Raw genomic sequence first — 26,362 nt, 5'->3', positions numbered from 1 at the left:
TAACAACTAATTATATATAGACTAAATCCTCAGACGAACAGTTAATAAATGACGGAATAGAATGAAAATTAGAAAAAAACGCCGTTAAATGGTAGAATATAGTTGATTAACCTATAGATGAATAATCAATAAGTCTAGTATTAAAGGGGGAATTAATTTGGGTAATAGGAATAAAAGAATGAAAATTTATTTTCAAAGGTTAGTAGCTGTAAGTGTTTGTTTTTTGTTAGTTTTTCTGGGGAGCAATTATTCAAAAGCCGAAACTGTTGCACCTATAACATTAAATCCTAAAGATGTAGAAGCATTCACCAATAAAGTAATTCCAGAGAAAATGAAAAAAGAAAATGCAGCTGGTGTAGCTCTTGTCGTTGTAAAGGATAATCAAATTTTATTTCAAAAGGGATTCGGATTTTCCGATAAAGAAAAGAATACTCCTATCGATCCTAAAAAAACAGTTTTTCGATTAGCGTCAATATCAAAAGTTTTTACTGCTAGTGCTGTCATGCAGTTAGTTGAACAAGGAAAAATTGATTTAAATAAAGATATAGTAAATTATATGGGGGATTAAAGTACCAAAATAACATGAGTGAACCAGTTACAATGGAGCATTTACTTACCCATACAACAGGGTTTGATTACGTAGATCCAAGACCAGAGGATATCCATTATCAAGATAATGATTATACAATGCTTAAAGACTATGTAGAAGAAAATATGCCCACAGTAGTGAGAATGCCAGGAGATACATATACATATGATAATTTCGCTTCTATGCTTCAAGGGTATATTGTTCAAAATTTGACAAATACACCTTTTTACAAATATATGGCCAAAAATATTTTTTACCCTCTAGAAATGCATAATAGTAGTTTTGTTATGACTAATTTTATTAAAGAAAAGCTTGCAACAGGCTATGATGCTAAAGGCAATGCCATCCCATTTTATCAAACAAGACCAACAGACATGCCACAAGGCAGTATGTTTTCTACAGGAAGTGATGTAGCCAATTTCATGATTGCTCAATTGAATAATGGTAAATTTAAAAATAACCAATTACTACAAAAAGAAACCGCAGAAGATATGCAAAAAACAAAATTTGCTTTACATCCCAAATACCCTAATATGACATACGGATTTGAGTTCTTTTCACCACAAAGCCATAATGGGCAATATGTTTTTGGTAAAGGTGGAAATATACCAGGCTTTTCATCTTTAATGTGGTTAATTCCAGAGCATAAAATTGGAGTTTTTGTTGTTACAAATAAAGATAGTTCAGCACTTCCTGTTGAAGTATTTGATGATTTTATGAATAACTATTTCCCAGATAAAACAAAGCCTGAATATTTAAACCCTAATGAAGAAGAATTAAAGAAATTTGAAGGTGTTTACCGAGATTTGAGATTAAAAAACCTAATGTCACTTGTAAACATAAGTGAAGGAAAGTTATATGTAAGTGATAAAGTATATGGTAAACAGGAGCTAAAACAAATAGACCCTTTACTATTTGAGGATGAAAAAGGAAATTATATGGCATTTAAACTTCACAAAGATGGTACTGTGAAAGAAATGATACATTGGAACTCTGGCAGCTCAGCGGTGAAGTTAAGTGAGCCCGAGAGATTTAAAGACGTAGATGAAAATCATCCGTATGCTAAGTTTATAAATCCTTTACATCAATACGAGGTATTACAAGCAAATAGGGAGGGGAATTTCACTCCAGAATCTTCTCTTACACGAGCAGAATTTGCATATTGGTTATCTCAAATTGCTTACTTTACGCCACATTCAAAAAAAGAACCAGTGTTTTCTGATGTGAAAAATCATCCGTATGTACCACATATTCAAAAGTTATATGAGATTGGTATTTTATATGAAAAAGAAGGGGAACAATTCCATCCAGACCGTGCAATTACTAGACAAGAAGCAGCATGGATTACCTGGCAGTATTTAAAAATGTTAGGAGCGCCATCTGCAGATGCAACATTAAAGGGAGAAACTGATGATTGGGCAATAGAATCCGTGAAAAACATTGTAGGTCATCGTTTAGTAGGTCCTGAGGTTATATATAATGAAGATGGATCAGCAGATTATCTATCAAAACAAAGTATGAAACGACAAGAAGCAACTGCATTGTTATTTTATGTTTTGTTATCTAGTTAATTTGTTTTGAGGTAAATTTCACAAAAAGAAAACATCTAAAGAGCTTGAAATAATACACAGAAAAAGAATAGTCTTCAACCAATGATTTATTGTAACAAACAGGGTGGATGAGTTATAGCCATGCTCCAAATCTTAAGTAGACCTGGTAATAGAATGATTTCTTAAATGTTTTGTAAGGTAAGGAGCTCCTTTCAGGGGAGCTTTCTTGATTTTATTATTAATAATTTCATATACCGTAATTATTAATAATAAAATCAAAATCTACAACAAGGGGATTCAGTCCAAGCTAGGTCACAGTAATACACTAGATACCAATAAATATGATGTATAAAAAATTTTGTTCATCTTTTTTAGTGAAGGAAAATAATGTTAATCGGAAATGTCGAAAGGTTTAAATTGATATTAAAATTTGAAGGTAATACTATAAAATTAAACAATGTTTAAAACATTGTTTAATTGATAAATTTTAGAGGAGGAGATAAGTTGAGGGGAAATGAAAACATATCTACGAAAGAAAAGATTTTAAATACAACATTAGAGTTAATTAAAGACAAAGGTTTTGAAAGTGTAACAATAAGAAAAATTGCGGCATTGTCAGATACTAATATTGCGCTTATAAATTACCATTTTGGCTCAAAAGAAAAATTGATTAGTGAAACAATTAAAATCTTATTAATTAGCTTTCAAGACACCTTTTCTATTTTAGATGATATTAAAGTGCCAGCAAAAGAAAGATTAAAAATATTTTTACTTGATTATGTACTGGTAATTCGGCAATACCCTGAGTTAGTTAGGAAAATTATTGCAATGGGAACTACGGTATTTACATCTCAATACGAATATGGAAATTTTTTGAAGAGGCTCGGTTTTAGTAAAGTGAAGAATATTTTGAGTGAAATAACAAATGAAACGGATCAGGAAATTTTAATGATGATGACGGTGCAAATATTCGGATCCATTTTTCTTCCAGCATTAATGATGCCAATTCTTGAATCAGGGGCAGATATAAGAATACAGCCTGTAGAAAAGCAAATTGATTTTCTATTTGAACGCTATTTTTATAAAAATTGAGAGAGTGGGTGATAGAGATGATTAGTTTCTTTAGAAAGCACTGGTGTGATGTAGGGTTAGTTATGGCTATTGTTGTCTTAGGTTATTTAGTCGCGAATTTTGGGGAAATGAGTGAAATAAAGGTACTGTTAGCGTTAAGCTTTGTAGCCATTTTAGTGCATCAATTTGAAGAGTATCGTTGGCCAGGTTATTTCGCTGGTCTGTTTAATGTAGTTATATTTAAAAGTGATATACCAGATCGCTATCCATTAAATACGCAATCTGCTATGGTAATAAATATTTTGATTGCGTATGTTTTTTATTTACTTCCGGTTTTCTTTCCAAATATTATATGGCTTGGGTTGGCACCTATTTTAATGGGATTTTTTCAATTCATATGGCATGGTATTTTTGCGAATATAAAAGCTAAAACAATATACAACCCAGGATTAGGTGCTGTTGTATTACTACATGTTCCGATTGGTTATGCATATATGAGATATGTTCTTTTACACAATTTAGCTACAAATTTGGATTGGATATTAGGGATAATCTATTTTCTAGTAGCTACCTATTTTTTAATTATAAAAGGAAATATGTTACTGAAAAATAAGGAGACAATTCATTATTTTTCTAAAAAGCAATTAGGTCCGTACAATGCTACGTTAAAGTGATTCAGATTTTGGATGCTGAAGAGAGTACAAGTGAATTACAAAAGAAAGGTGCTTAGGCGCCTTTCTTTTTTTGATAGAGATTTTTGTGTTTTGGGGTAGCGCCACATGCCCATCAACTTAAGAATTTCATAATGCCCCCCCAAAAAAAATTGTACATTTTCACCTGGAGATGCTAATCTTCTCGTTTTGGGCATTTGCTTTTCTTAGGTTGCTTGACTTGGACTAGCAATTGTATTTGCCGAACCGCCAAAAACTGCTAATATTTTAAAAAACTTTTTACATAACAATTTAACCCTTCGTAGAAAACTACGAAGGGTTAAATTGTTCAAAGGGTATTCCATTTGAGGTTTAATCAAATTATGTTCTTAAATGAAATTTTGAGGTACACATTCACGAACACCGGAATTTTTCAATGAGTTAAATAAAGCTGCACTGATTCTTAATAGGACGTTGTTATCAGTTCCATTTTCTAAATCATAGATTACAAAGTATGCATTATCGACTGTAAAAATACATTTTCGTTCTAATTTAAATCCAGGTGGTACAGTTGGAAATTCATCACTTGGTACAATTATAGGTGTATCACCTTCATCTCTGATAAGATTGAAAGTTTGCTCGTCAATTTCGTAGATATTAACTGGATCAATTTCTACACCTTTATCTGGAATTGTAATTTCATCTTCAACTAATAAGAAAAAACGTTGGTTTCGAAAATTGAAAAGAGATCTTGCTCCAATTTCAAATGATGCCACTTTATATTCACCTCCTTTGCAACTTTTTTATCGATTTAAAGTTACCTTCATATGGTATGTCAGATCAATAGATTTGGTTACGGCTTGTACTACGCAAATTACTAAATTAAGAGTCTTACCTATGTCTATCAAGTTAAAATTAAAGGATATCCCCAGAACGATAAGATTTTCGTTCTGGGGATTCCTCACATTCTTGTTCCCATTAAAAAATGTATTAGACTAAACCTAGTTAATTTAAAAGTGTTCCTTATCCCTCATCTTTCTAATTTATTGAATATTAAAATGTAGACTAATCATGAGGTTTCATATTATAAAATAGTTTTTATTAAAATAAAGTATTAGACTCAATAGTAGCTATGCAATTATTTTACAGTTAATAAGAACAATTCTGAGAAGATGTACGTAATAAAATGGGAGAGGGATAATTTGAATCAAAATAAACCAATAGAAACAGAAGAAAAACTATCCACCATACAAAAAATGAAAAAACAACAAACTAACTGTTTTCTTTTACATTAATAGAAAACTACTGCAAAAGTTATAATTATAGTTTTATGTTTTCATATCCCTTTTGGCATTTATCTTTTAATAAGATGAATGCTTTTTTAGTACATAATAAAAAAATAATAAGAAAAACTGTCACAAAATCCGTTTTTCTGGTTTCTCTATAATATAGGCATCAAATTGAAAGTGAGGTTTAAACTAACATGTTAACAATAAAAAATGAAGAAAGTCCTGCTTCTGATATGAATTTTGAAGATTTATTTAAGCAGTACTATGCTTACGCTTTAAAACAGATCATATGGATTGTTAAAAATCAATCTATCGCTGAAGAGTTAGCACAAGAAGTATTTTTACAATTATATCGTAGCGATTGGAAAGTAATTGAAAACATACCGGGATGGTTGATTAAATCTTCTACCTATGTAGCTTATAACCATTTGCGATCTGAAAAAAGGTATCAAGCGAAGATTGATAAAGAAATACAATACCATGAAGTACAAAATGTTTCATCATTAGACGATGATTGGATAAGAAAAGAAGAAATTACAAAGGTCCAAACAATACTAAATAAAATGAATGATCGAGAACGAACCCTTTTACTAATGAAATTCTCTGGTTTTCAATATAAAGAAATTGCAGAAATACTTCAAACTGAAAAATCTTCTATTGGAACATTATTAGTCCGAGCCAAAATGAAATTCCGCAAGATTTATAAACAAATAGAGGAGGCGTAACAAATGAAATGTTATGATATCGGATTTATTCAAACATATATTGATGGAGAACTTTCTCATGATACAAGAAAGGAATTCACAAAGCACCTAGACACATGTGAAGCATGCCAAGATTTATTAGTAGAAATCAGTAAATTAAACAATTGGGAAAACATAATGCTAGATGGAGAATCTTCAAATTCACCACAAGAAATCAAAATTGATGTAGAACAAGCATGGAAAACATTTGAAAGTCGTTCCAAGCTAGACAATGTTTCTAATATAAATCATAAAAAACAACAGAAGAAGGGACTATTTACAAACATGAGTAAAAAATCAAAACGTTTCATTTATACAGCAGTAGCTGCAGGAGCACTTTTCACAACAGCAATGATTCCACAAGTACAAGTGGCGGCTACAAATGTTGCCTCATATTTTTCTGATGCAATTACAAATGATAAAGTTGTAAATGAAGGAATAACAGATGAAAATGGTGTCACACAAGATATGATGAAGCATGGTAAATATATTCCTATTGATGAAAAAATTACAGATCAAGGTATTACTGTACATCTCAAAGAATTATATATATCAGATTTACGTATATCAGTTCATTATAGAATGGAAAAAGCTGACGGAAGTTTAGTACCATTTGAATTTGATACATCAGGATTAGAGCTCGCAAGTGATGGTAAAATTAATGGGCAACAAGAGGAAAACCCTGAGATTAAAAATGATGGGAGACTATCATTTATCCATGATTCAGATGATCATCTTCCTTTTGAACTTATGGCAGCAGGTAAAAAATTAAATGATATAGGTATTCGTGATAATGATAGACCCGAAGGTGTTTCTACATTTGTTATAGTTAATGAAGGAAGAGACGAGTTTAAACAGCCCCTTACTTTAGATGTAAATATAAATAGAATTGGAAAAGTAATTGGATCTTGGAAAGGTCAATTTCAAATTGATACTTCACATTTGATAAATAAAACTAATTAAAATGAAAAAAAGAATAGAACAATATGTATCTAATGCTCAGTTTATATGTTTTCTTGTTTTCGTTACATTTATTTCTTATATAGTTTTTACTCTATCTTTTATTTATGATTTAAGTTTATAACCTTAAATCATAAATAAAAGATCATTACAAGAAAAAACTCCCTAAAAAAGTAGGAAAATAAATAACCGGTTCCTTAACATATAAGGAATCGGTTATTTTGTATCTAAAATATGTCTAAACGTACAATTTTCTTTTTTTGATATGGTGACCCCATCGCCATCAACTTAAGAAAACAAGTCACCCCAAAACGAAATTTTGTGCTAACTTGTGACAAAAAAGCTCATTTTTTCGTTTTGGGGTTATTTTAAAATCTTAGCTTGACGGGCATGTGATGGTACCCCTTTATGCGGTTTCAAAAGGAATATTTGTCTGTAGCAATACTAAGTAACTATGATGGATTTGACTCTAAAAAATATGCTAACGAAATAGCAAAAATTGTTTTAGGAAAAGTAAAAAACAATAGAGCTTAGTTTTGCAATGATAAATGCTTTTTTTATTAGATAATTACTTTACCAATAATCGAGATGTTTGCGGATACATTTATTTTTGAGATACATAATTATATTTAGAGAATACCCAGTTGCAGTATTTGAGTTTTTAATAAGAAGGGATGCGAAGGAATGAACTCACAGAGACAAGGCTATGCAGGCTGGTGGCAAGGTGGACATGGTGGTTGGCCGGGTGGACACGGTGGTTGGCAAGGTGGACATGGGTATTAAAAAGATGCTATAAAATCATTTTTTATACAAGGTTTGTACATTTAGTTTCTTATTAGATTATATATTTTTTAAAAGCACTCTTTGAAAAGGAGTGTTTTTTTATTTTCCTTTGATTTAATTAAATCAAAGAAGTATCTTGTACTCCTTGTTTAACTTTTTCTAAATAGAAGTTTTCTATAAGACAATGAACTTGTCTTCCAAACAAATCCTTATTGTAACGCTTTTATCAAAGAAAAGCTCTTGTGACATTATTTTGATATTCGAAAATATTAATAATATATTGTATGAAATTTTTGATAATTTAGGTTTAACATCTTTGATATAGGTGTATTACATATTGCATAACAACTAAATAAAGAAATAAAAAATTTAAAGGAGGAAAGATACCATGCACAAGAGTGAAAGGAAACCAATGGTTCATGAATATCAAAATTGATGCTATCCGTACGGACGATGCTACATTGGCAAGGGCCCGCGGATGGGTCGTATCACAGGCAGTTGCAATCCTTACCTACTACACGCCGCAAAATAACCCAATTTTGTACAATGAGGCGAAATCCTGGCTAGACCTAGTGCTAGTTCAAAAGTAATTCAGTGATTTTAAGAGTGAAACATATCTCAGTTATTCATATTCAACGGGCTTATTCAGAAAGCGAGAGAACCATAAAAACCGTTATCCTTTCAAGTATTTTACTGAAAGAATAACGGTTTTTTCATTTTTTGGGAAATTCGTCTCCTTAACTTGATGGGCATGTGGTGCTACCCCATCGCTATCAAGCAAAGGTTTTGAAATACCCCCTAAATAAAAATTTTCTTTATCTACAGGTGATTCCTTTGAAAAGTCTGCTTATTTTTTCTTAAGCTAATGAGGTATGTGGTGATATTTCGCTATTTAGATATGCAATTAGGCATATTCTATTTATTTTAATTTCTTCTATGATAATACATAATTTGTATATTTTAATATTAAATAAAGAGTGGGAATGATTAATGAAGAAACAGTCTCAATATATGTATCATTTAATTATTAGCATACTATCACTTTTAGCTATACTATTTTTGTTTTTTGGAAACTATAAAAGTACTATTTTTAAGTACTCATTTATTTTTATATGTTTAATTAATATGATAATAAATTTCCTTTCTTATTATAAAAAAAGAAATAATTAGTTCTCCATAAAATGAAAAAATACGCTATTCTTTCTGTAGAATCATAGGAAAGGATGGCGTTTTTTAAATTTTATAGATACTTTGTGGTAACCTCAAGTAGGAGGATTTAGCACAGTCACATAATAATATCTTTTGTCTAGAAAGGAGAATGTTTTTTGAAATACACATTAAGAAAAAAATTAAGGATGTTTTTTATAGGATTATTAGTACTAGTAATAATCGTTTCTATTTTCGTTTATTATAAGTTTTTAACACCTTCAGCAGATATTCAACAATACAAGGCGTATTATGCTCCAAAAACAACACAAAAAGTATTGAATCAAGGCGAGGTAAAGGTCACATTTTTAGGAACATCATCTTTACTATTTGATGATGGAAATACACAATTAATGATTGATGGTTTTATTTCTAGGCCATCCTTACCAAAAATGTTGTTCAGCAATATAAAAACAGATGAAGATAATGTGGATAAAGTTTTTAATCAAATAGGGGCTGATAATAATAAACTTAAGGGATTATTTATTGCACATACACATTATGATCATGCGTTTGATTTAGCTTATATAGCTAAACGAACTGGAACACATGTATATGGTTCAGAATCAGCAATTAACATAGGTATTGGTGGTGATATAAATAAGAACCAGATGTCTGTATATGAAGTAAATAAGGCTATGAAGTTTGGTGATTTTACTGTTACTGTCCTTCCATCGAAACATTCACCAACCTTTGATGAAGGAGAAAAAATAAAAAAGCCACTTAAACAACCAGCTAAAGCCCTAGATTATCATGAAGACTCTTCATATGATTACTTGATTACGTATAATAATAAAACTTTCCTTGTTAAACCAAGTGCTAACTATATAGAAGGGGTATTAGATGATATTCGAGCTGATGTCTTGTTTTTAGGAATAGGGGTATTAGGAAAGCAGAAAAGTACTTTCCAAAATACGTATTACGAGCAAACTGTACGAAAAGTACAACCGAAGCTTGTTATTCCAATACATTGGGACGATTTCAACAAACCGTTGACAGATACTCTTGAAGCAATGCCTAAATATGCGGACAATACCAAAAATGGATTAGATTTTATCATTCAAAGGACAAAAGCAGATAAAATTGATTTTCAAATACTACAAGGTTTTAGAAGTATTTACTTCTAAAAAAGGGATCCACCACACCTCTATCAAGCTAAAAAATATGTTACCCCAAAAATGAAAAAATATGTTAAATTCCCATAGATAACTATCTTATATTAATTACATAACCTAGTGTGTGATATAATAATATAAAGATATTATGTTTAAAGGGGGGATTCAAATTGGTTAAAAACTTACCTTTACTAATAGTGATTTTAATACTAGGTGTAAGTTCTTCTACATTAAGTACGAACGGATACTTTTCTCCAGTTATAGAATGGTCTTTAATGATTATAAGTATTATTTTAAACATTACTGCAGTGATAGGTTTATCACTACACGTCCTTGTATATCAACCTATGAAAAGATTTGAAAAAAATTTAAAAGAGACCTTCAAATAAAATAATTATATTTGAGGTAACACCACATCGCCATCGAGCTAAAAAATGTAGCCATAAAAAGAACAAATGCGCTATTCTTTCTGTAGAATCATAGGAAAGGATGGCGTTTTTTATGTCTGTTTCTGTGTCTGATGAATTACAACTATTTGCTCCAGAGATTCAAAGGTTTTTATCTCCAAATACCTTACGGAATCTTGCTAGAGATGTTGGTTTCGTTATGGGGGTACTTTAAAATCTTAGCTTGATAGACATGCGATAAGACCCCCAATTAAATATAAAAAAGAGCACTGATTTTTAGTGCTCTTTTTGTAAGCATTAAATAATGAAATTTGAAATATTCTTTAGAATAGCGAATAATTCAAATCTGTTTATTTTTAAGATTAATCAATACAGCAATACTTATGCATTTATTATATTTAAAAGGGCTATTTTATTGAAAGCAAATAATAGATAATTCTACTTTACCAATAAGGTTTACTTCTCCTTTTTTAACATCAGCATATAACTTATCTTCGGTAACCTCAATAATTTCACTCAATTGAATTTGGATCGTTGCTAATTTCCATGTAATTAGTAATTTTTTTACATGAATACTTAGCGCGATATAAAAACCTTCCATATTTAAATGGAATTCCCTCTATCCGATTATATAAATCTATACAATTAAGAAAAACTATTCGAACTTTTAAATTCCAATTACAAGTAACGAGGTATTCTTCGAAAAAGAAGATAAAGATAGCTTTGAGTGTAGAGAGAAACTGTAATAAAAGTAAGATAGGGCAAAGACTAGTATTGAAAAATATGAAATATGGAAGTAGCATAGGGGATTTACGCATAAAGTAATATTGATGGTAAAATTAACAAAATTTTCATTTAAATCAGATAAATGAATGGAGTTTTTAACTTATAATAATGTTACTACAATGAAAATACGGCTACGAATTAGTTATTTTAAAAATCAATTTTAGATAGGAAGAGGATAATGAAGACCAGAGATAGTTATAAAATTATTGTAATTGGTGCTGGGACTGCAGGAATATCTTCTACTGCACATTTGTTACGAAATGTCCCCCTATTGAAAGAAAGTATAGCAATTATTGATCCATCAAAAAAACATTACTTTCAACCATTATGGAGTTTAGTGGGGGGAGGAATTGTTTCAAAGGAAAGTACGATGCGTGATCAAAAATTGCTTATTCCAAAAGGGGCAACGTGGATCCCTAAAAGTGTTGTTAAGTTGTTTCCGGATGAAAATAAGCTGCTTTTAGATGATGGACTGCTGCTTGAGTATGAAATTCTTATTGTAGCAGCCGGTATACAAATAAATTGGAACGGCATTAAAGGCTTAAAGGAATCTATTGGGACTAATGGGGTTTGTAGCAATTACTCTTATAAATATGTTGATTCTACTTGGAGAGAAATTGAAAAATTTAAAGGAGGAAATGCAGTTTTTACCCACCCAAACACTCCTATTAAATGCGGTGGTGCTCCACAAAAGATTATGTATTTAGCAGAAGAGCATTTTTCTAATAGCGGTGTAAGAAACAAAAGTGAAGTAATGTTTTATACGGCGAACGCTAACATATTTCAGGTCCCACGTTATGCTAATACATTAGAACAAGTACTGGAAAGAAAGAAAATTATAACGAATTATAATAAAAACTTAGTAGAAATTATTGCCGAAAAGAGAGAAGCAATTTTTGAAGATACGCAAACACTGAAAAGAGAAACTGTACCATACAGTATGATCCATGTTGTTCCACCAATGGGGCCACCTAATTTTATTAAAGAGAGTGAGATAAGTGATTCTCAGGGGTGGGTAGATATAAGCCCTTATACTTTGCAGCATGTACAGTATAAGAATATTTTCGGACTTGGAGATTGTACCAATTTACCCACCTCTAAAACTGGAGCAGCAATTCGAAAACAAATACCTGTCTTAAAACAAAATATTATGGACGTACTTAACGGAAGAGACTTGCATGCTAAATATGATGGATATACATCCTGTCCGATTGTTACAGGTTATAAAAGTCTTATACTCGCTGAATTTAACTATGAACATGAGCCTCAAGAAACATTTCCGTTTAATCAAGCGAAAGAACGATATAGTATGTTTTTACTTAAAAGATATATGTTGCCCTATATGTATTGGAACTTTATGTTGAAAGGGATCCTATAAGGGAAGAGAGAAAGCGGTTATAAAAATTGAAAAGCATTTTGAATTAACTAATTGGAGGGAATAGCTATGCTTTTAAAATATTTTTATGATGAAAAATTAGCACATGCTTCTTATTTAGTTGGTTGTCAGAAGGAAGGCGTAGCAATTGTAATTGATCCAGGTCGCTATATAGAACAATATATAGAATTTGCTAAGAAAAAGGGGATGGAAGTAATTGCTGCGGCTGAAACTCACATTCATGCAGATTTTCTCTCTGGGTCTAGAGAACTTTGTAATCTTTATCATGCAAAGTTATATGTATCTGATGAAGGAGATTGTGATTGGAAATATCAATATCTTAACGAAGGTCGATACAAATTGGTTAGAGAGGGAACAGAGTTTAAAATAGGTCATATAAAATTTAATGTAATTCACACTCCAGGGCATACGCCTGAAAGTATTTCTTTTTTAGTAACTGATACAAGTCAAAATAATTATACGAATGATAAGCCAATGGGAATATTCACAGGTGATTTTATATTTGTAGGAGATATAGGAAGACCTGATTTATTAGAAACTGCTGTAGGTATGAAAGATACTGCAAAAATAGGAGCGAAACAATTATTTGATTCTATACAAAAAATAAAAATACTCCCTGATTATTTGCAAATATGGCCATCACATGGTGCAGGAAGCGCATGTGGAAAAGCATTAGGAGCAATTCCAACTTCTACATTAGGTTATGAAAAGATGTTTAATTGGGCATTTCAGTGTAATGAAGAAGGTGATTTTGTATCGACTTTATTGACGGGACAGCCAGAGCCTCCAAAGTATTTTTCATTAATGAAGAATTTAAATAAGTATGGTCCTCCAATTCGAAAGAAGAGGGAAGTTTTTGCTATTAAAACAGTAGAAGAACTTCAAGAAGTTATGAGGAGCGTTCAGCAAATAGTTGATATAAGGGATGTAGAGCGTTTTGCTTCTGGTCACATTGAGAAATCAATTAACATACCTTATAACAATTCTTTTACAACTTGGTGTGGATGGTTACTAGATTATAAAACAGAAACTTTAATCATACTAGATGAGGAAAAGGTTAGAGTGGAGGAGGTTATTAGAGACTTTGAATCTATTGGGCTAGATAATATTATTGCTTTTGTACCTGTAAAGGTAATACAAAGATTGAATAGATTAGAAAGTTATAAAGAAGACACATCGATCGAATTATATCCACATATAAAAGGTGGGAGTGTTAAGGTAATCGATGTGCGTAGTAAAAAAGAGTGGGAGGAAGGACATCTTCATGATGCAATACATATCCCTTTAGGAAATCTATCTAAGCAGCTAGATTGTATACCAAAAGATTGCCCAATAGTTTTACAATGTCGAACCGGATTGCGTTCCGCTATAGCAGCTAGTATTTTACAAAAAGCTGATATAAAAGAAGTAATTAATTTGAAGGGAGGATTTCTGGCATGGAAAAAAGAAGAGCTTCCTTATATAACATGTAATCGCAATGTGTAGGGAAATAATTTTTATTAATTTATCCGATAAGGAAAATTGCGGATTACATAGGAGTATATCTATATATAGGAGCAATACAGTTAGATAGTGTATTAAAATAGGAGAAATAGATGATTTATTCTATAGACCTGAATTTATTCAGAATTATGCTGATGAGCAAATAGATATAGTTTTATCAGGACACGCTCATGGTGGACAATTTAGGTTACCATTTATCAGCAAATTAGTGGCTCCAAATCAAGGTGTTTTACCTAAATATACAACCAGTTTATATGAAAAACAAAATACGTCTATGGTAGTAAGTAGAGGATTAGGCAATAGTATCATTCCGCAAAGAATTTTTAATAGGCCAGAACTTGTAGTCGTACAGTTAAATTGAACTGTACGATTTTTTGTACAGAAAAAATAGGCCATATGCATTTTATACAAGTTAACATTACAGTTTTGTTAAAAATTTTCTACGTTACATAAAGTAACAAAATTTGACCCGGAGAGTTTGTTATAGTGTAAATAATCAAAAAACTTAAAAATTAGTCGAGTGAAAAGTGTGATAAGCAATTCAGTAAAAAACTTAAAGGGGTGTACACATGCATAAAGAATATGAAATTGAAGAGTATACGGCGATTGAGGAACAAATACATTATTATTGTAAATGTTTATTAGTAAGTCATCCTGATCAAATTATAAAGTATTTAGAAAAAAGGTTAGAAAAATATGCAGAAACATTACAATATGCACATTTATATCCTGATACAGTTATTTTACCGTTACAGCAATTAGTTATCGAATATTCTTTAGATGTTGCTAGAATTAGAAAATATATGAATTTAAAAACGTAAAATGAAATATATAATTTAAATGAAACAGAGTCGACTTTAAGAAATGAAATTCTAATGTCGACTCTGTTTCATTGTTTAAGATTGAAAATACATACTAATCAATGAAGTTTGACATATGATTACGCAAGAGTAAAATGAAAGTGAGTACTCACTCATTTTGAAAAGGGGGAAGAATACATGCAGCAACCTGCCATTATTTTACGAACCGTGTCAAAAAGTTTTTGGAAAAAAGAAGTTTTACACAATCTTTCATTGCAAGTTGAAAAAGCAGAGATATTTGGTTTAGTTGGGCCTTCAGGTTCAGGGAAAACGACTCTTATTAAATTGATTGCAGGTATTAATGAGGCAACGAAAGGTGAAGTGCTTGTATACAACACGAACATGCCTAATTTAAATGAAATGAAAAGAATTGGTTATATGGCTCAGGCTGATGCATTATATGAAGAACTATCAGCATATGAAAATGCAGATTTTATTGCAACGATGTATGGATTAAAAGGAAAACATAAAAAAGAAAGAATCGAAGAGGTTTTTGACCTTGTACAATTATCAAAACATATAAGACAGCAAGTGCAGCATTTTTCAGGTGGGATGAAGAAGCGTTTATCATTAGCGATAGCACTCCTTCATGAACCTGAGATATTAATTTTAGATGAGCCAACAGTGGGGATAGATCCACTTCTTAGAAAAACAATCTGGGAAAAATTTTATGATTTGAAAAAGAAAGGCACAACTATTATTGTAACGACGCACATTATGGATGAAGCTGAGTTTTGTGAGCGTTTAGGGTTGATTAGAGAAGGAAAGCTAGTTGCGACTGGAACACCTGAAGAATTGAAAAAACGGGTATCATCAGGACGGATTGAAGATGTCTTTTTGTTGGAAGAGGTGGCCCTATCATGAGAGTTACTGGTGTAATCATTCGTATTATTCGCCAATTTTTTCGAGATAAACGTTCGTTAGCGATGATGTTTGGGGCACCAATGTTATTACTTTGGTTATTGTCTCTAGTGTTTACACAAAAAGACTATGTACCGCATATTGCTGTAGTTGATGTGCCTGCTCCTATTGTAAAAACAATGAAAACTCAAGAAGCCTCAATTTATGAATATGGCAAAGAGAAAGCAATTTCAGAGTTAGAACAGCAAAAGGTAGATGCAGTAATTTATTTAGAGAATGGGAAAATGAATGTTTTATTAGAAGGAAGTGATTCATCAAAAAATCGTGCTGTACTTCAAGTTTTACAAAAGAGTTCAGAAAAGAATGATGTATCAGTTATGAAGCCTGAAGTAAATTACTTACATGGCTCTAAAGACTTTACAATGTTTGATGGGCTTGGCCCCGTATTGATTGGTTTCTTTACATTTTTCTTTGTATTTATATTATCTGGAGTTTCCTTTGTTAGAGAACGTTTAAGTGGTACATTAGAGAGGTTATTGTCCACTCCAGTGAGAAGATGGGAAATAGTTGTAGGATATATTATTGGTTTTGGAATCTTTGCATTTATACAATCAATTATAATCGTGAATTTTTCAGTTTATATTTTAGACTTGTATGTAGCTGGCTCCATATGGCTAACGCTACTTATTACATGTATGCTTTCTTTAACAGCACTAACTTTAGGGACATTTTTATCAGCATACGCAAATAATGAATTTCAAATGATTCAATTTATACCGCTTGTCATTGTGCCACAAATTTTCTTTTCTGGGTTGTTTCCAATTGAATCTATGAATAAGTGGCTACAAATGTTAGGGAAATTATTTCCGCTCACATATGGAGCTGACGCAATGAGACAAGTGATGATTCGAAATCAAGGATTTACAGAGATTGCGTTAGATCTAACTGTATTACTACTTTTCTCTCTATTATTTGCAGTAGGAAATGTATTTGCATTAAAGAAACATCGCAAAATATAATGATGATAAAAAGGAGCACAATAAATGAAGAAGGATTGGCTGGAAGAATTAGTTGCCGCAACGAATACGGATAAACGTAATGAACGTCAAATGCGTATATTAGAGGCAGCTGTTGATATGTTTGGAGAAAAAGGGTACGCCTCAACTTCAACGAGTGAAATTGCAAAGCGAGCTGGTGTAGCGGAAGGAACAATCTTCCGCTACTATAAAACGAAAAAAGATTTATTGTTAGCAGTCGTCATGCCGACATTAACAAAGTTTGCTGCACCATTTTTCGTACAAGCCTTTGCAAAGGAAATATTTAAATCGAAGTATGAATCATATGAGGGACTTTTACGAGTTGTCATTCATAATAGATTTGAATTTGCTCAAAAGCACTTTCCTATGATTAAAATATTAATTCAAGAAGTACCATTTCAACCAGAGCTAAAAAATGAAATACAACAATTAGTAGAAACGGAACTGTTTTCACATTTCAAAAAGTTGATTGTGAAGTTTCAAGATAAAGGAGAAATTATTGAGATACTACCATCTTCTGTATTACGTCTTACTTTATCAGCTGTATTAGGTTTACTATTAACACGATTTTTATTATTGCCTGAAGAAAAATGGGATGATGAAGTGGAAATTGAAAATACGATTCAATTTATATTGTATGGATTAACGCCACGAATCTAACTATAACAACATTTTAGGGGTTTGATTTTTGGTATTTAAATAAATGTAATTTAATAGGTTTAATCATAAGTAAAAATATGTTGATGTGTGAATTACATATACTATTTTTAAGCAAATAATAAATCGCCTTTAAAAAGGCGATTTATATTCATTATACAATTTTGATAAATAAGTACTTGTTTACGAAAAACATTCTAGATTAACGTACTTCTTTGTCTCTTCTTCTAAGACCTAATAATCCTGCTAGACCTAATAAACCCAGCCAAGCCCAATTATTATTTCTATCATGATTATTATTTAAATCATTTGTCGTATTTACATTTCGAGTTCTCACATCATTATTAACTCTGTTCAAGTTATTATCATTAACTCTGTTCAAGTTATTGTCATTAACTCGAGTTGACATATCAGTGTTATTAACTCTATTCATATGATTTCCATCGTATTCAGCTTGGGTAGATGTGCCTAAAAACATAATAGATAGTGCTAAAACACTTAAAATAGATGATAATTTTTTCTTCATAAATTTCCCCTCCTTTCTTATGTATTAATTTCTCCATTGCTTTTGTACATTATTCGTATCACAGTATCTAAATCATAAAGTTAAAATTATTAGAACTATCTTTAATCTCCATTATTAAAAGGACAGGTAAATAAAACGAAGCGGTTAACAAAAGTTAACCGCTTACGCCATGTTATGCTTGATCAGATTGAAGAACATGTAAAGGAGGAGGAATAATCCAGCCTTTTTTCTTATTTAACCGTAGTAAGGTAGCACCTGCTTGTGCCTTTTTCATATGGAATTGTCCAAACATCATTCCTACGTCTTCTCGAAGTGATTGTCCCATCGCTTGGCTACATGCTACTAGTCCAGCAGCAAGATCCATAGAAACTTTAGCTGCAATTTCTGCGTCATTAATACGAGCACCAGGAGGGATTGTTTCAATAGATGCAACTGGACGCTCTGGAGGTGCTGGTGGTAATGCCACACCGTTTGATTTTAACAAGTTTTTTAGTTCTTCAACTTCTGATTGGATATCATTTTCTATAAGATTTTCTAAAAACTTTTTTAAGTCCTCGTCTCCAGAATGATTGACAAGAACTTGGTAACCAGCAATTGCACCTTGTGCCCCTGCAAGATAACTCCAAATTGCAAAGACTTCTCCGTAATGCATTGGTTCATTTTGGGGATTACCACTTAATACTCCCATTTTAATATGCCTCCTTAAAATGAATGGATTTTTTGAAATATTTTTTACCAAAGAAAAAATGCTTCTGAAAATGTTCCGTAATAAAGAAAGTAGGTTTCTAAAATTCATTTGGAACACCCTAACTACAAGTAATACTTTCTCAGTCTATAATGTACAAATATAAAGAATATATTCCAAATAACTTGGGATTAAAATTCGTATTAAGACTTATTTTAATTTAAATGTAAAGAGGAGGGGAAAGAATCTGTAACTATGCTAGTAAAGATGGATTGTGTTTAGACAAAAATGTATTAACAAGTTTGTACAAGAACTTGTTAATACATATAAGAAATAGATTTGAATTGCAGTTGATATAGCATTAAATTTATAGTTATTATAAAAATAATCAATATAAACAGACTTTGCTTAAGATACTAATATCAGTACAATTTAGATTGTATGGATTGATACCATGGAGGTAATGAAATGCGGCAATTTGCAAAACCAACAATAGTTGTAAGTAAATGTTTAGAATTTGATGCCTGTCGTTATAATGCAGAGATGATACCAGATGTAACAATACGAAATTTGCAGCCATTTGTTACATTTATACCTGTTTGTCCAGAAGTCGAGATCGGATTGGGGACTCCTCGTGAAACGATACGAATTGTAGAAGAAAATGGTGTGAATAGGCTTGTACAGCCGTCGACACGAGAAGATGTAACTGAAAAAATGGAGCAATTTTCATATGTCTTTTTACAAACGATATCTGATGTGGATGGTTTTATTTTAAAGAATCGTTCGCCGAGTTGTGGTACGCGTGATGTGAAAATTTATTCTGGTTTTGAAAAAGCACCAGCAAAAGGAAAGGGATCTGGCTTATTTGGCGGAGCAGTAATAAAAAATTTTTCGCATCTTCCAATTGAAGAAGAGGGTAGATTGTCGAATTTTATTATTAGAGAACATTTCTTTACAAGGCTGTTTACAATCGCGCATTACAAAATGATTAAACATACTAAAAACATAAAAGAACTCGTATCATTTCAATCAGACTATAAGTATTTATTTATGGCATATAATCAGGTAAAACAAAAGGAATTGGGGCGTATTATTGCAAATCAAAAAAATGAAACGATTGAAGTGGTATTTGAAAACTATGAGAAGACTTTATATGAATTATTTATGCGCACACCCCGCTATACATCGAATGTAAATGTATGTGAGCATATTTTTGGATATTTTAAAACTAAGCTGAAAAAACAAGAAAAAGATCATTTTTTAGATTTGATACAAAAGTATATAGAAAAGAAAGTCCCGCTTAGTAGCTTACTTGCAATTTTAAAATCATGGGCCATTCGATTTGACGAAAAGTATTTATTAAGACAAACATATTTTGAACCTTACCCTGAAGCTTTAGTAGAAATTTCTGATTCGGGAAAAGGTAGAAATTATTAAACAATAAATTACATAATTCGACAAGAAAACTCCTATGTTGTTGTAGAACAATGTAGGAATTTTTTTGTGCATTAGTACAGAATCTGTTTTAAAATTAAGTTATGACAGAATTATAGCAATTGTCTAACTAATATTCGTGTCTTTTAATTCGTAATGTTTGTAGTAGAAACTCGCACGCTGTCGAAACTCAATATTCGATAAGGGGTGTGTAGCGGAATGGAATTTACTCTAACTCGCGAAAAACAAATGATTAAAGAAATGGTACGTGACTTTGCTGAAAAGGAAATCGCACCGAAAGCTGTATATTATGACAAAACTGCGGAATTTCCATATGAAACATTTCAAAAAATGGGCGAATTAGGATTATTAGGAATCCCATTCCCTGAAGAGTATGGAGGTTCAGGTGGCGATACTGTATCGTACGCGTTAGCAGTTGAAGAAATTGGTCGTGCTTGTGGTGGGACAGGATTAAGTTACGCTGCAACAATTTCATTAGGTGCTTCTCCAATTTATTATTTCGGTACAGAAGAACAAAAACAGAAATATTTAATTCCAATGGCATCAGGTAAAACTTTAGGTGCTTTCGGATTAACTGAGCCGAACGCTGGATCTGATGCAGGTGGTACACAAACGAAAGCTGTATTAGATGGAGACGAGTATGTTATTAGTGGTGAAAAGTGTTGGATTACAAATGCAGAGTATGCAAATACAATTATTGTAACCGCTATCAACGGTGTTGAAGATAATGGTAGAAAGCGTATTTCGGCATTTATCGTACCGACTACAAGTGAAGGATTAACGATTTCAAGTCCTTACGATAAGATGGGTGTACGTGCTTCTAATACATGTGAAATCGTACTTGATGGTGTACGTGTACCGAAAGAAAATATTCTTGGTGATGTAAATAAAGGATTTAAACAATTCTTATATACACTTGATGGAGGACGTATTTCAATCGCAGCATTAGCAGTAGGTATTGCACAATCTGCATTTGAACGTGCGCTGCAATATGCGAAAGAACGTCAACAATTTGGAAAGTCAATCTCTAATTTTCAAGCGATTCAATTTAAATTAGCTGATATGGCGACTGAAGTAGAACTTGCACGTAATTTAGTACATAAAGCAGCTTGGTTAAAAGATAATGATAAACCTTTCGGTAAAGAAGCGGCTATGGCAAAGTTATTTGCATCTGAGGCTGCTAGTCGTATTGCAAATCAAGCGGTACAAATTCACGGTGGATACGGCTATATGCGTGAATATGAAGTGGAACGACATATTCGTGATGCAAAACTATTAGAAATTGGTGAAGGAACTTCTGAAATTCAACGTCTCGTAATTGCAAGACATTTAGGATGTAGATAAAAAGGAGGAATCACTATGTTTCAAAAAATATTAATTGCTAATCGCGGGGAAATCGCAGTTCGTATTATGAAAACTTGTCAAAAACTTGGCATTCGCACTGTTGCTATTTATTCTGAGGCTGATGAAAATGCCCTACATGTAAAAATGGCAAATGAAGCTTACTTAGTAGGCGGACCGCGTGTCCAAGAAAGCTATTTAAACCTTGAAAAAATTATTGAAATAGCTAAGAAGACAAATGCTGAAGCAATCCATCCGGGATATGGATTATTATCAGAGAATCCGTCTTTTCCGGTTCGCTGTAGAGAAGAAGGGATTGTATTTATCGGTCCATCAGAAGAAATCATTACGAAAATGGGAAGTAAAATCGAGTCTCGTATTGCAATGCAAGCTGCAGATGTCCCAGTAGTTCCAGGTATAACTACAAATATTGAAACTGCTGAAGAAGCAATTGAAATTGCAAAACAAATTGGTTATCCATTAATGCTGAAGGCATCCGCAGGCGGCGGAGGCATTGGAATGCAGTTGATGGAAACTGAGCAAACGCTCACCAAAGCATTTGAAAGTAACAAAACAAGAGCACAAAACTTCTTCGGTAACGGAGAAATGTATTTAGAGCGCTATATTGCAGATGCACATCATATTGAAATTCAGCTTTTAGCAGATACACATGGTAACACAGTGTATTTATGGGAGCGTGAATGTTCCGTGCAGCGCCGAAATCAGAAAGTAATTGAAGAAGCACCTTCACCATTTTTAGATGAAGGTACGCGAAAGGCGATGGGAGAAGTGGCTGTACAAGCTGCCAAAGCTCTAGGCTATACAAATGCAGGTACAGTTGAGTTTCTTGTAGATGATCAGAAGAACTTTTATTTCTTAGAGATGAATACGAGATTACAAGTAGAGCATCCAGTTACAGAAGAAATTACTGGTTTAGATCTTGTAGAACAACAACTTCTAATTGCATACGGTGAGAAACTATCATTTACACAAGATGATGTAAAACGTAGTGGTCATGCCATTGAGGCACGTATTTATGCAGAGGATCCGAAAACTTTCTTCCCATCACCTGGGAAAATTACAAATTTAACGCTTCCATCAAATGTACGTATTGATCACTTTTTGGAGAATCAAGTCACGATTACACCTTTCTACGATCCAATGATTGCGAAAGTTATTGCTCATGGTGAAACTCGTGAAGAAGCAATTTCAAAATTACATGATGCTTTAGAAGAATTAAAAGTAGAAGGTATTAAAACGAACACGCCAATGCTACTTCAAGTATTGGAAGACGATGTGTTCAAAAGTGGTATTTATACAACGGGTTTTGTAACGAAACAACTTGTTAAAAAATAAGATTTAACAATATTAAGGGGGAAAAAATGATGACGAAGGTATATGCATCGATGGCAGGAAATGTATGGAAGATTGTTGTAGGAGTAGGAGATACAGTAGAGGAAGAGCAGGATGTCGTCATTTTGGAATCTATGAAAATGGAAATTCCAATCATTTCAGAAGAAGCTGGCACAGTTATGAAAATTAATGTGCAAGAAGGCGATTTTGTAAATGAAGGAGATGTATTACTAGAAATTGAATAGGGAGATATAGGGGGAAGCGAATTGAAACTACCTAATTTTGCTGTCATTAAAGAAGTCGGGCCACGTGATGGCTTACAAAATGAAAAAAAGATTGTTGGCACAAAAGATAAAGTAAAATGGATTCAACTACTTACAGAGGCGGGATTATCGTACGTTGAAGTTTCCTCATTCGTTCACCCTAAATGGGTCCCTGCATTAGCAGATGCAAATGATGTGTTTTCTGAGCTGAAAAGGGATCCCAATGTTACTTATGCAGCGCTTGTTCCAAATCAAAATGGTTTGGAACGAGCTTTTTTGCAAAATGTAGATGAGGTGAATGTTTTTTTATCAGCAAGTGAATCTCATAATAAAAGTAATATTAATAAATCAATTAAAGAAGCATTAGTTGTAATTGAAGATATAACAAAACAGGCATTATTCGAAGGAAAAAAGGTAAGAGGCTATGTTTCTACTGTATTTGGATGTCCTTATGAAGGGGATATAAGTGCCACAGCAGTTGACGAATTATGTAATCAACTATTTTCATACGGCATTTATGAAGTATCTCTTGGTGACACGATTGGTGTAGCGAATCCACTACAAGTAGAGCGAGTATTAGAGCATTTATTAAAGAAATATGATGCTTCGCAGTTTGCAATGCACTTCCATAATACGTATGGAATGGCTCTGGCGAATGTAGTTAAGTCATTAGAATATGGTATTACAACATTTGATAGTTCTTGTGGTGGTCTTGGTGGATGTCCATATGCACCAGGAGCATCAGGCAATGTTGCAACCGATGACTTAGTTCATATGCTCCATAAGTTAGGGGTCCAAACGAATATTGATGAAGAGAAGTTATTGAAAGCGAGTCAATTCATTCAAAGTAAATTAAATATCCAATTACCGAGTCATGTGTATAGAGCGCTTCAACATAAAACGATAAGTAGGTGAGAAGATGCTACAATTACAAAACATTTCAGTTGATTATGTAACACCTCACGTTGTAAAGATTTCATTATATCGTGAAAGACAAGCAAACTCATTATCTTTAGCGTTATTAGAAGAGTTACAAAACATATTAACTCAAATAAGTGAAGAGTCCAATACTCGTGTAGTTATTTTAACAGGTGCTGGTGAAAAAGCGTTTTGTGCTGGTGCTGATTTAAAAGAACGTGCTGGTATGAATGAGGAACAAGTTCGCCATGCTGTTAGTATGATTCGCACTACTATGGAGATGGTTGAACAATTACCACAGCCAGTTATTGCTGCTATAAACGGAATCGCCCTTGGTGGTGGTACGGAATTAAGTTTAGCTTGTGATTTTAGAATTGCGGCTGAATCTGCAAGTCTTGGTCTTACTGAAACTACACTTGCAATTATACCAGGAGCAGGTGGTACGCAGCGTTTACCAAGATTAATTGGTGTTGGTAGAGCGAAAGAATTAATTTATACAGGCAGACGTATTTCAGCGCAAGAAGCAAAAGAATATGGTTTAGTAGAATTTGTTGTACCAGCTCATTTACTTGAAGAGAAAGCGATTGAAATAGCAGAGAAAATTGCTAGTAATGGCCCTATTGCTGTTCGATTAGCAAAAGAAGCAATTTCAAACGGTATTCAAGTTGATTTACATACCGGATTACAAATGGAAAAACAAGCGTATGAAGGTGTAATCCATACGAAAGATAGATTAGAAGGATTACAAGCATTCAAGGAAAAACGCACACCAATGTATAAGGGGGAGTAAATATGTTAGATCAAAAACAACAATCGAATACATTTGAAGAACGAGTTGAAACGATTAAACAAGGCGGCGCACCAAAGTATCATGAACAAAACAAAGCAAAAGGAAAACTATTCGTTCGAGATCGCTTAGCTCTTTTATTTGATAATGGTGAATATGTAGAAGATGCATTATTTGCAAATTGTGAACAAACAGGATTACCTGCTGATGGTGTTATAACGGCAACGGGTAAAATACATGGTCGTACTGCATGCGTAATGGCAAATGATTCAACGGTAAAGGCTGGATCATGGGGCGCACGTACAGTTGAAAAGATTTTACGTATTCAAGAAACGGCAGAAAAATTACGTGCTCCGTTATTTTATTTAGTTGACTCTGCTGGAGCACGTATTACAGATCAAGTAGAAATGTTCCCAGGGCGCCGCGGTGCAGGAAGAATCTTCTACAATCAAGTGAAATTATCAGGTAAAGTTCCTCAAGTATGCTTATTATTTGGACCTTCGGCAGCTGGTGGCGCATATATTCCAGCCTTTTGTGACATTGTTATGATGGTAGAAGGGAATGCATCTATGTACTTAGGTTCTCCTCGTATGGCGGAGATGGTTATCGGCGAGAAGGTAACTTTAGAGGAGATGGGCGGAGCTCGTATGCATTGCTCTGTATCAGGATGCGGAGATGTTTTATGTAAAACAGAAGAAGATGCGATTAAACAAGCAAGACAATACATTTCATATTTTCCAAACAACTACTTAGAGAAGACTCCATTGGTTACACCTCAAGAACCGAAACAATTCGAAAAAACGTTAGAACAAATCATTCCAGAAAATCAAAATGCTCCTTTCAATATGAAAGATCTCATTAATAGAGTTATTGATGAAGGTTCTTTCTATGAAGTAAAAAAATTATTTGCTCAAGAACTAATTACAGGCTTGGCACGTATTGATGGTAAGCCAGTTGGTATTATTGCGAATCAACCGCGTATGAAAGGCGGCGTATTATTCCACGATTCAGCGGATAAAGCAGCGAAGTTTATTAATTTATGTGATGCATATCATATTCCATTGTTATTCCTTGCAGATGTACCTGGATTTATGATTGGTACAAAAGTAGAGCGTGCTGGTATTATTCGTCATGGTGCAAAGATGATTTCTGCAATGAGTGAAGCAACTGTACCGAAAATTTCTATCGTTGTTCGTAAAGCATACGGTGCTGGTTTATATGCAATGGCAGGTCCAGCCTTTGAACCAGATTGCTGCCTAGCATTACCGACAGCTTCTATTGCAGTAATGGGTCCAGAAGCGGCAGTCAATGCTGTATATGCAAATAAGATTGCAGCTTTACCAGAAGAAGAGCGTGATAGCTTCATTGCTGAAAAACGCGAAGAGTATAAGAAAGATATTGATATTTACCATTTGGCATCAGAGATGGTCATTGATGGTATTGTTCATCCAAACAATTTAAGAGAAGAGTTAAAAGGACGATTCGAAATGTATATGAGTAAATATCAAGTATTTACAGATCGTAAACATCCTGTTTATCCAGTTTAAAAGCCCTATTTAGGGCTTTCTTGC

Annotated in this window: 23 protein-coding genes and 3 pseudogenes; 22 read left to right on the top strand and 4 right to left on the bottom strand. The window is 32.8% G+C overall.

Features of this window, described 5'->3' with window-relative positions:
• Nucleotides 1–178 precede the first annotated feature (178 nt).
• The 3 genes and pseudogenes from JDS99_RS32335 (at nucleotide 179) to JDS99_RS07400 (ending at nucleotide 3,884) form a co-directional block, all read left to right on the top strand.
• Nucleotides 179–2,160: pseudogene (locus JDS99_RS32335) on the top strand (serine hydrolase).
• A 483-nt stretch (nucleotides 2,161–2,643) separates the two neighbouring features.
• Nucleotides 2,644–3,231 (top strand): TetR/AcrR family transcriptional regulator, encoded by a 588-nt coding sequence (locus tag JDS99_RS07405; RefSeq protein ID WP_199694846.1) that lies wholly within the window; start codon nucleotides 2,644–2,646, stop codon nucleotides 3,229–3,231.
• 8 nt (nucleotides 3,232–3,239) lie between these two features.
• Nucleotides 3,240–3,884, top strand: a complete 645-nt coding sequence (locus JDS99_RS07400) for an HXXEE domain-containing protein (protein ID WP_088122151.1) — start codon at nucleotides 3,240–3,242, stop codon at nucleotides 3,882–3,884.
• Nucleotides 3,885–4,249: 365 nt separating this feature from the next.
• On the opposite strand, the gene JDS99_RS07395 is transcribed toward JDS99_RS07400, so the two are convergent.
• A complete protein-coding gene (locus JDS99_RS07395) occupies nucleotides 4,250–4,636 on the bottom strand; it encodes a spore coat protein (RefSeq protein ID WP_088063404.1) in 387 nt (128 codons plus the stop codon).
• Nucleotides 4,637–5,343: 707 nt separating this feature from the next.
• On the opposite strand from JDS99_RS07395, the gene JDS99_RS07390 reads away from it, so the two are divergent.
• From JDS99_RS07390 to JDS99_RS07370, 5 genes and pseudogenes are all read left to right on the top strand, one after another.
• Nucleotides 5,344–5,874, top strand: a complete 531-nt coding sequence (locus JDS99_RS07390; RefSeq protein ID WP_199694845.1) for an RNA polymerase sigma factor SigX — start codon at nucleotides 5,344–5,346, stop codon at nucleotides 5,872–5,874.
• A 3-nt stretch (nucleotides 5,875–5,877) separates the two neighbouring features.
• The gene (locus JDS99_RS07385) at nucleotides 5,878–6,855 is read left to right on the top strand and encodes a DUF4179 domain-containing protein (RefSeq protein WP_199694844.1); all 978 of its coding nucleotides are present in this window, start codon (nucleotides 5,878–5,880) and stop codon (nucleotides 6,853–6,855) included.
• Between the two features lie 402 nt (nucleotides 6,856–7,257).
• Nucleotides 7,258–7,386 (top strand): annotated as a pseudogene (locus tag JDS99_RS07380) (D-alanyl-D-alanine carboxypeptidase); the annotation flags it as partial.
• 1,574 nt (nucleotides 7,387–8,960) lie between these two features.
• Nucleotides 8,961–9,968, top strand: coding sequence for an MBL fold metallo-hydrolase (locus JDS99_RS07375; RefSeq protein ID WP_242475707.1), 1,008 nt, complete (start codon nucleotides 8,961–8,963; stop codon nucleotides 9,966–9,968).
• A gap of 158 nt (nucleotides 9,969–10,126) precedes the next feature.
• Nucleotides 10,127–10,345 carry a hypothetical protein gene (locus JDS99_RS07370; RefSeq protein WP_000240392.1) on the top strand — a complete coding sequence of 73 codons (219 nt, stop codon included), beginning with the start codon at nucleotides 10,127–10,129 and terminating at the stop codon, nucleotides 10,343–10,345.
• A 430-nt stretch (nucleotides 10,346–10,775) separates the two neighbouring features.
• Here JDS99_RS07370 and JDS99_RS07365 read toward each other — a convergent pair whose 3' ends face one another.
• Nucleotides 10,776–10,964, bottom strand: a complete 189-nt coding sequence (locus JDS99_RS07365; protein WP_176551428.1) for a SunI/YnzG family protein — start codon at nucleotides 10,962–10,964, stop codon at nucleotides 10,776–10,778.
• Nucleotides 10,965–11,327: 363 nt separating this feature from the next.
• On the opposite strand from JDS99_RS07365, the gene JDS99_RS07360 reads away from it, so the two are divergent.
• The 7 genes and pseudogenes from JDS99_RS07360 to JDS99_RS07330 all read left to right on the top strand — a co-directional run bounded on the left by JDS99_RS07360 (nucleotide 11,328) and on the right by JDS99_RS07330 (nucleotide 17,466).
• A complete protein-coding gene (locus JDS99_RS07360) occupies nucleotides 11,328–12,527 on the top strand; it encodes an FAD/NAD(P)-binding oxidoreductase (protein ID WP_199694843.1) in 1,200 nt (399 codons plus the stop codon).
• A gap of 66 nt (nucleotides 12,528–12,593) precedes the next feature.
• Nucleotides 12,594–14,030, top strand: a complete 1,437-nt coding sequence (locus JDS99_RS07355; RefSeq protein ID WP_199694842.1) for an MBL fold metallo-hydrolase — start codon at nucleotides 12,594–12,596, stop codon at nucleotides 14,028–14,030.
• A gap of 115 nt (nucleotides 14,031–14,145) precedes the next feature.
• A pseudogene (locus JDS99_RS07350) lies at nucleotides 14,146–14,409 on the top strand (metallophosphoesterase); the annotation flags it as partial.
• 208 nt (nucleotides 14,410–14,617) lie between these two features.
• Nucleotides 14,618–14,869, top strand: coding sequence for a hypothetical protein (locus JDS99_RS07345; protein WP_000548621.1), 252 nt, complete (start codon nucleotides 14,618–14,620; stop codon nucleotides 14,867–14,869).
• Between the two features lie 177 nt (nucleotides 14,870–15,046).
• Nucleotides 15,047–15,772 (top strand): ABC transporter ATP-binding protein, encoded by a 726-nt coding sequence (locus tag JDS99_RS07340; protein ID WP_048546950.1) that lies wholly within the window; start codon nucleotides 15,047–15,049, stop codon nucleotides 15,770–15,772.
• The gene (locus tag JDS99_RS07335) at nucleotides 15,769–16,788 is read left to right on the top strand and encodes an ABC transporter permease (RefSeq protein WP_199694841.1); all 1,020 of its coding nucleotides are present in this window, start codon (nucleotides 15,769–15,771) and stop codon (nucleotides 16,786–16,788) included. The genes JDS99_RS07340 and JDS99_RS07335 overlap by 4 nt, the downstream gene beginning before the upstream one ends.
• Nucleotides 16,789–16,812: 24 nt before the next feature.
• The gene (locus tag JDS99_RS07330; RefSeq protein WP_199694840.1) at nucleotides 16,813–17,466 is read left to right on the top strand and encodes a TetR/AcrR family transcriptional regulator; all 654 of its coding nucleotides are present in this window, start codon (nucleotides 16,813–16,815) and stop codon (nucleotides 17,464–17,466) included.
• Nucleotides 17,467–17,665: 199 nt separating this feature from the next.
• Here the strand turns inward: JDS99_RS07330 and JDS99_RS07325 are convergent, their stop codons facing one another.
• Together JDS99_RS07325 and JDS99_RS07320 are read right to left on the bottom strand one after the other, a co-directional pair.
• Nucleotides 17,666–17,989, bottom strand: a complete 324-nt coding sequence (locus tag JDS99_RS07325; protein WP_199694839.1) for a WGxxGxxG family protein — start codon at nucleotides 17,987–17,989, stop codon at nucleotides 17,666–17,668.
• Nucleotides 17,990–18,161: 172 nt separating this feature from the next.
• Nucleotides 18,162–18,677 (bottom strand): DUF3231 family protein, encoded by a 516-nt coding sequence (locus tag JDS99_RS07320; RefSeq protein WP_087986148.1) that lies wholly within the window; start codon nucleotides 18,675–18,677, stop codon nucleotides 18,162–18,164.
• Nucleotides 18,678–19,142: 465 nt separating this feature from the next.
• Here JDS99_RS07320 and JDS99_RS07315 point away from each other — a divergent pair, with 465 nt between their 5' ends.
• The 7 genes from JDS99_RS07315 to JDS99_RS07285 all read left to right on the top strand — a co-directional run bounded on the left by JDS99_RS07315 (nucleotide 19,143) and on the right by JDS99_RS07285 (nucleotide 26,338).
• On the top strand, nucleotides 19,143–20,111 hold the full coding sequence (locus JDS99_RS07315) for a YbgA family protein (RefSeq protein ID WP_199694838.1): 969 nt from the start codon (nucleotides 19,143–19,145) through the stop codon (nucleotides 20,109–20,111).
• 216 nt (nucleotides 20,112–20,327) lie between these two features.
• Entirely contained in the window at nucleotides 20,328–21,473 is a 1,146-nt protein-coding gene (locus JDS99_RS07310; protein ID WP_000397260.1) for an acyl-CoA dehydrogenase, read from the top strand.
• A 15-nt stretch (nucleotides 21,474–21,488) separates the two neighbouring features.
• Nucleotides 21,489–22,826 carry an acetyl-CoA carboxylase biotin carboxylase subunit gene (locus JDS99_RS07305; RefSeq protein WP_048546961.1) on the top strand — a complete coding sequence of 446 codons (1,338 nt, stop codon included), beginning with the start codon at nucleotides 21,489–21,491 and terminating at the stop codon, nucleotides 22,824–22,826.
• 26 nt (nucleotides 22,827–22,852) lie between these two features.
• The gene (locus JDS99_RS07300) at nucleotides 22,853–23,068 is read left to right on the top strand and encodes an acetyl-CoA carboxylase biotin carboxyl carrier protein subunit (RefSeq protein ID WP_001987345.1); all 216 of its coding nucleotides are present in this window, start codon (nucleotides 22,853–22,855) and stop codon (nucleotides 23,066–23,068) included.
• 21 nt (nucleotides 23,069–23,089) lie between these two features.
• A complete protein-coding gene (gene mvaB, locus JDS99_RS07295; protein ID WP_088063513.1) occupies nucleotides 23,090–24,001 on the top strand; it encodes a hydroxymethylglutaryl-CoA lyase in 912 nt (303 codons plus the stop codon).
• A 4-nt stretch (nucleotides 24,002–24,005) separates the two neighbouring features.
• Nucleotides 24,006–24,794 (top strand): enoyl-CoA hydratase, encoded by a 789-nt coding sequence (locus tag JDS99_RS07290; RefSeq protein WP_098857058.1) that lies wholly within the window; start codon nucleotides 24,006–24,008, stop codon nucleotides 24,792–24,794.
• A 2-nt stretch (nucleotides 24,795–24,796) separates the two neighbouring features.
• Nucleotides 24,797–26,338 carry an acyl-CoA carboxylase subunit beta gene (locus tag JDS99_RS07285; protein WP_199694837.1) on the top strand — a complete coding sequence of 514 codons (1,542 nt, stop codon included), beginning with the start codon at nucleotides 24,797–24,799 and terminating at the stop codon, nucleotides 26,336–26,338.
• Nucleotides 26,339–26,362 lie beyond the last annotated feature (24 nt).

It is taken from the genome of Bacillus cereus group sp. N6 (assembly GCF_016483705.1).
In the GTDB taxonomy this organism is placed as follows: domain Bacteria; phylum Bacillota; class Bacilli; order Bacillales; family Bacillaceae_G; genus Bacillus_A; species Bacillus_A wiedmannii.
The sequence above is the reverse complement of the archived record's forward strand: the minus strand, read 5'-3'. Positions and strand labels throughout refer to the sequence as shown.

Excerpts from the sequence above, each read along its gene's own strand:
- JDS99_RS07315 (WP_199694838.1), top strand. The coding sequence starts at position 19,143 with ATGCGGCAATTTGCAAAACCAACAATAGTTGTAAGTAAATGTTTAGAA.
- JDS99_RS07290 (WP_098857058.1), top strand. The coding sequence starts at position 24,006 with ATGCTACAATTACAAAACATTTCAGTTGATTATGTAACACCTCACGTT.
- JDS99_RS07335 (WP_199694841.1), top strand. The coding sequence starts at position 15,769 with ATGAGAGTTACTGGTGTAATCATTCGTATTATTCGCCAATTTTTTCGA.
- JDS99_RS07355 (WP_199694842.1), top strand. The coding sequence starts at position 12,594 with ATGCTTTTAAAATATTTTTATGATGAAAAATTAGCACATGCTTCTTAT.
- JDS99_RS07330 (WP_199694840.1), top strand. The coding sequence starts at position 16,813 with ATGAAGAAGGATTGGCTGGAAGAATTAGTTGCCGCAACGAATACGGAT.
- JDS99_RS07305 (WP_048546961.1), top strand. The coding sequence starts at position 21,489 with ATGTTTCAAAAAATATTAATTGCTAATCGCGGGGAAATCGCAGTTCGT.
- JDS99_RS07320 (WP_087986148.1), bottom strand. The coding sequence starts at position 18,677 with ATGGGAGTATTAAGTGGTAATCCCCAAAATGAACCAATGCATTACGGA.
- JDS99_RS07390 (WP_199694845.1), top strand. The coding sequence starts at position 5,344 with ATGTTAACAATAAAAAATGAAGAAAGTCCTGCTTCTGATATGAATTTT.
- JDS99_RS07360 (WP_199694843.1), top strand. The coding sequence starts at position 11,328 with ATGAAGACCAGAGATAGTTATAAAATTATTGTAATTGGTGCTGGGACT.
- JDS99_RS07365 (WP_176551428.1), bottom strand. The coding sequence starts at position 10,964 with ATGGAAGGTTTTTATATCGCGCTAAGTATTCATGTAAAAAAATTACTA.
- JDS99_RS07345 (WP_000548621.1), top strand. The coding sequence starts at position 14,618 with ATGCATAAAGAATATGAAATTGAAGAGTATACGGCGATTGAGGAACAA.
- JDS99_RS07340 (WP_048546950.1), top strand. The coding sequence starts at position 15,047 with ATGCAGCAACCTGCCATTATTTTACGAACCGTGTCAAAAAGTTTTTGG.
- JDS99_RS07310 (WP_000397260.1), top strand. The coding sequence starts at position 20,328 with ATGGAATTTACTCTAACTCGCGAAAAACAAATGATTAAAGAAATGGTA.
- JDS99_RS07300 (WP_001987345.1), top strand. The coding sequence starts at position 22,853 with ATGATGACGAAGGTATATGCATCGATGGCAGGAAATGTATGGAAGATT.
- JDS99_RS07385 (WP_199694844.1), top strand. The coding sequence starts at position 5,878 with ATGAAATGTTATGATATCGGATTTATTCAAACATATATTGATGGAGAA.
- JDS99_RS07325 (WP_199694839.1), bottom strand. The coding sequence starts at position 17,989 with ATGAAGAAAAAATTATCATCTATTTTAAGTGTTTTAGCACTATCTATT.
- JDS99_RS07285 (WP_199694837.1), top strand. The coding sequence starts at position 24,797 with ATGTTAGATCAAAAACAACAATCGAATACATTTGAAGAACGAGTTGAA.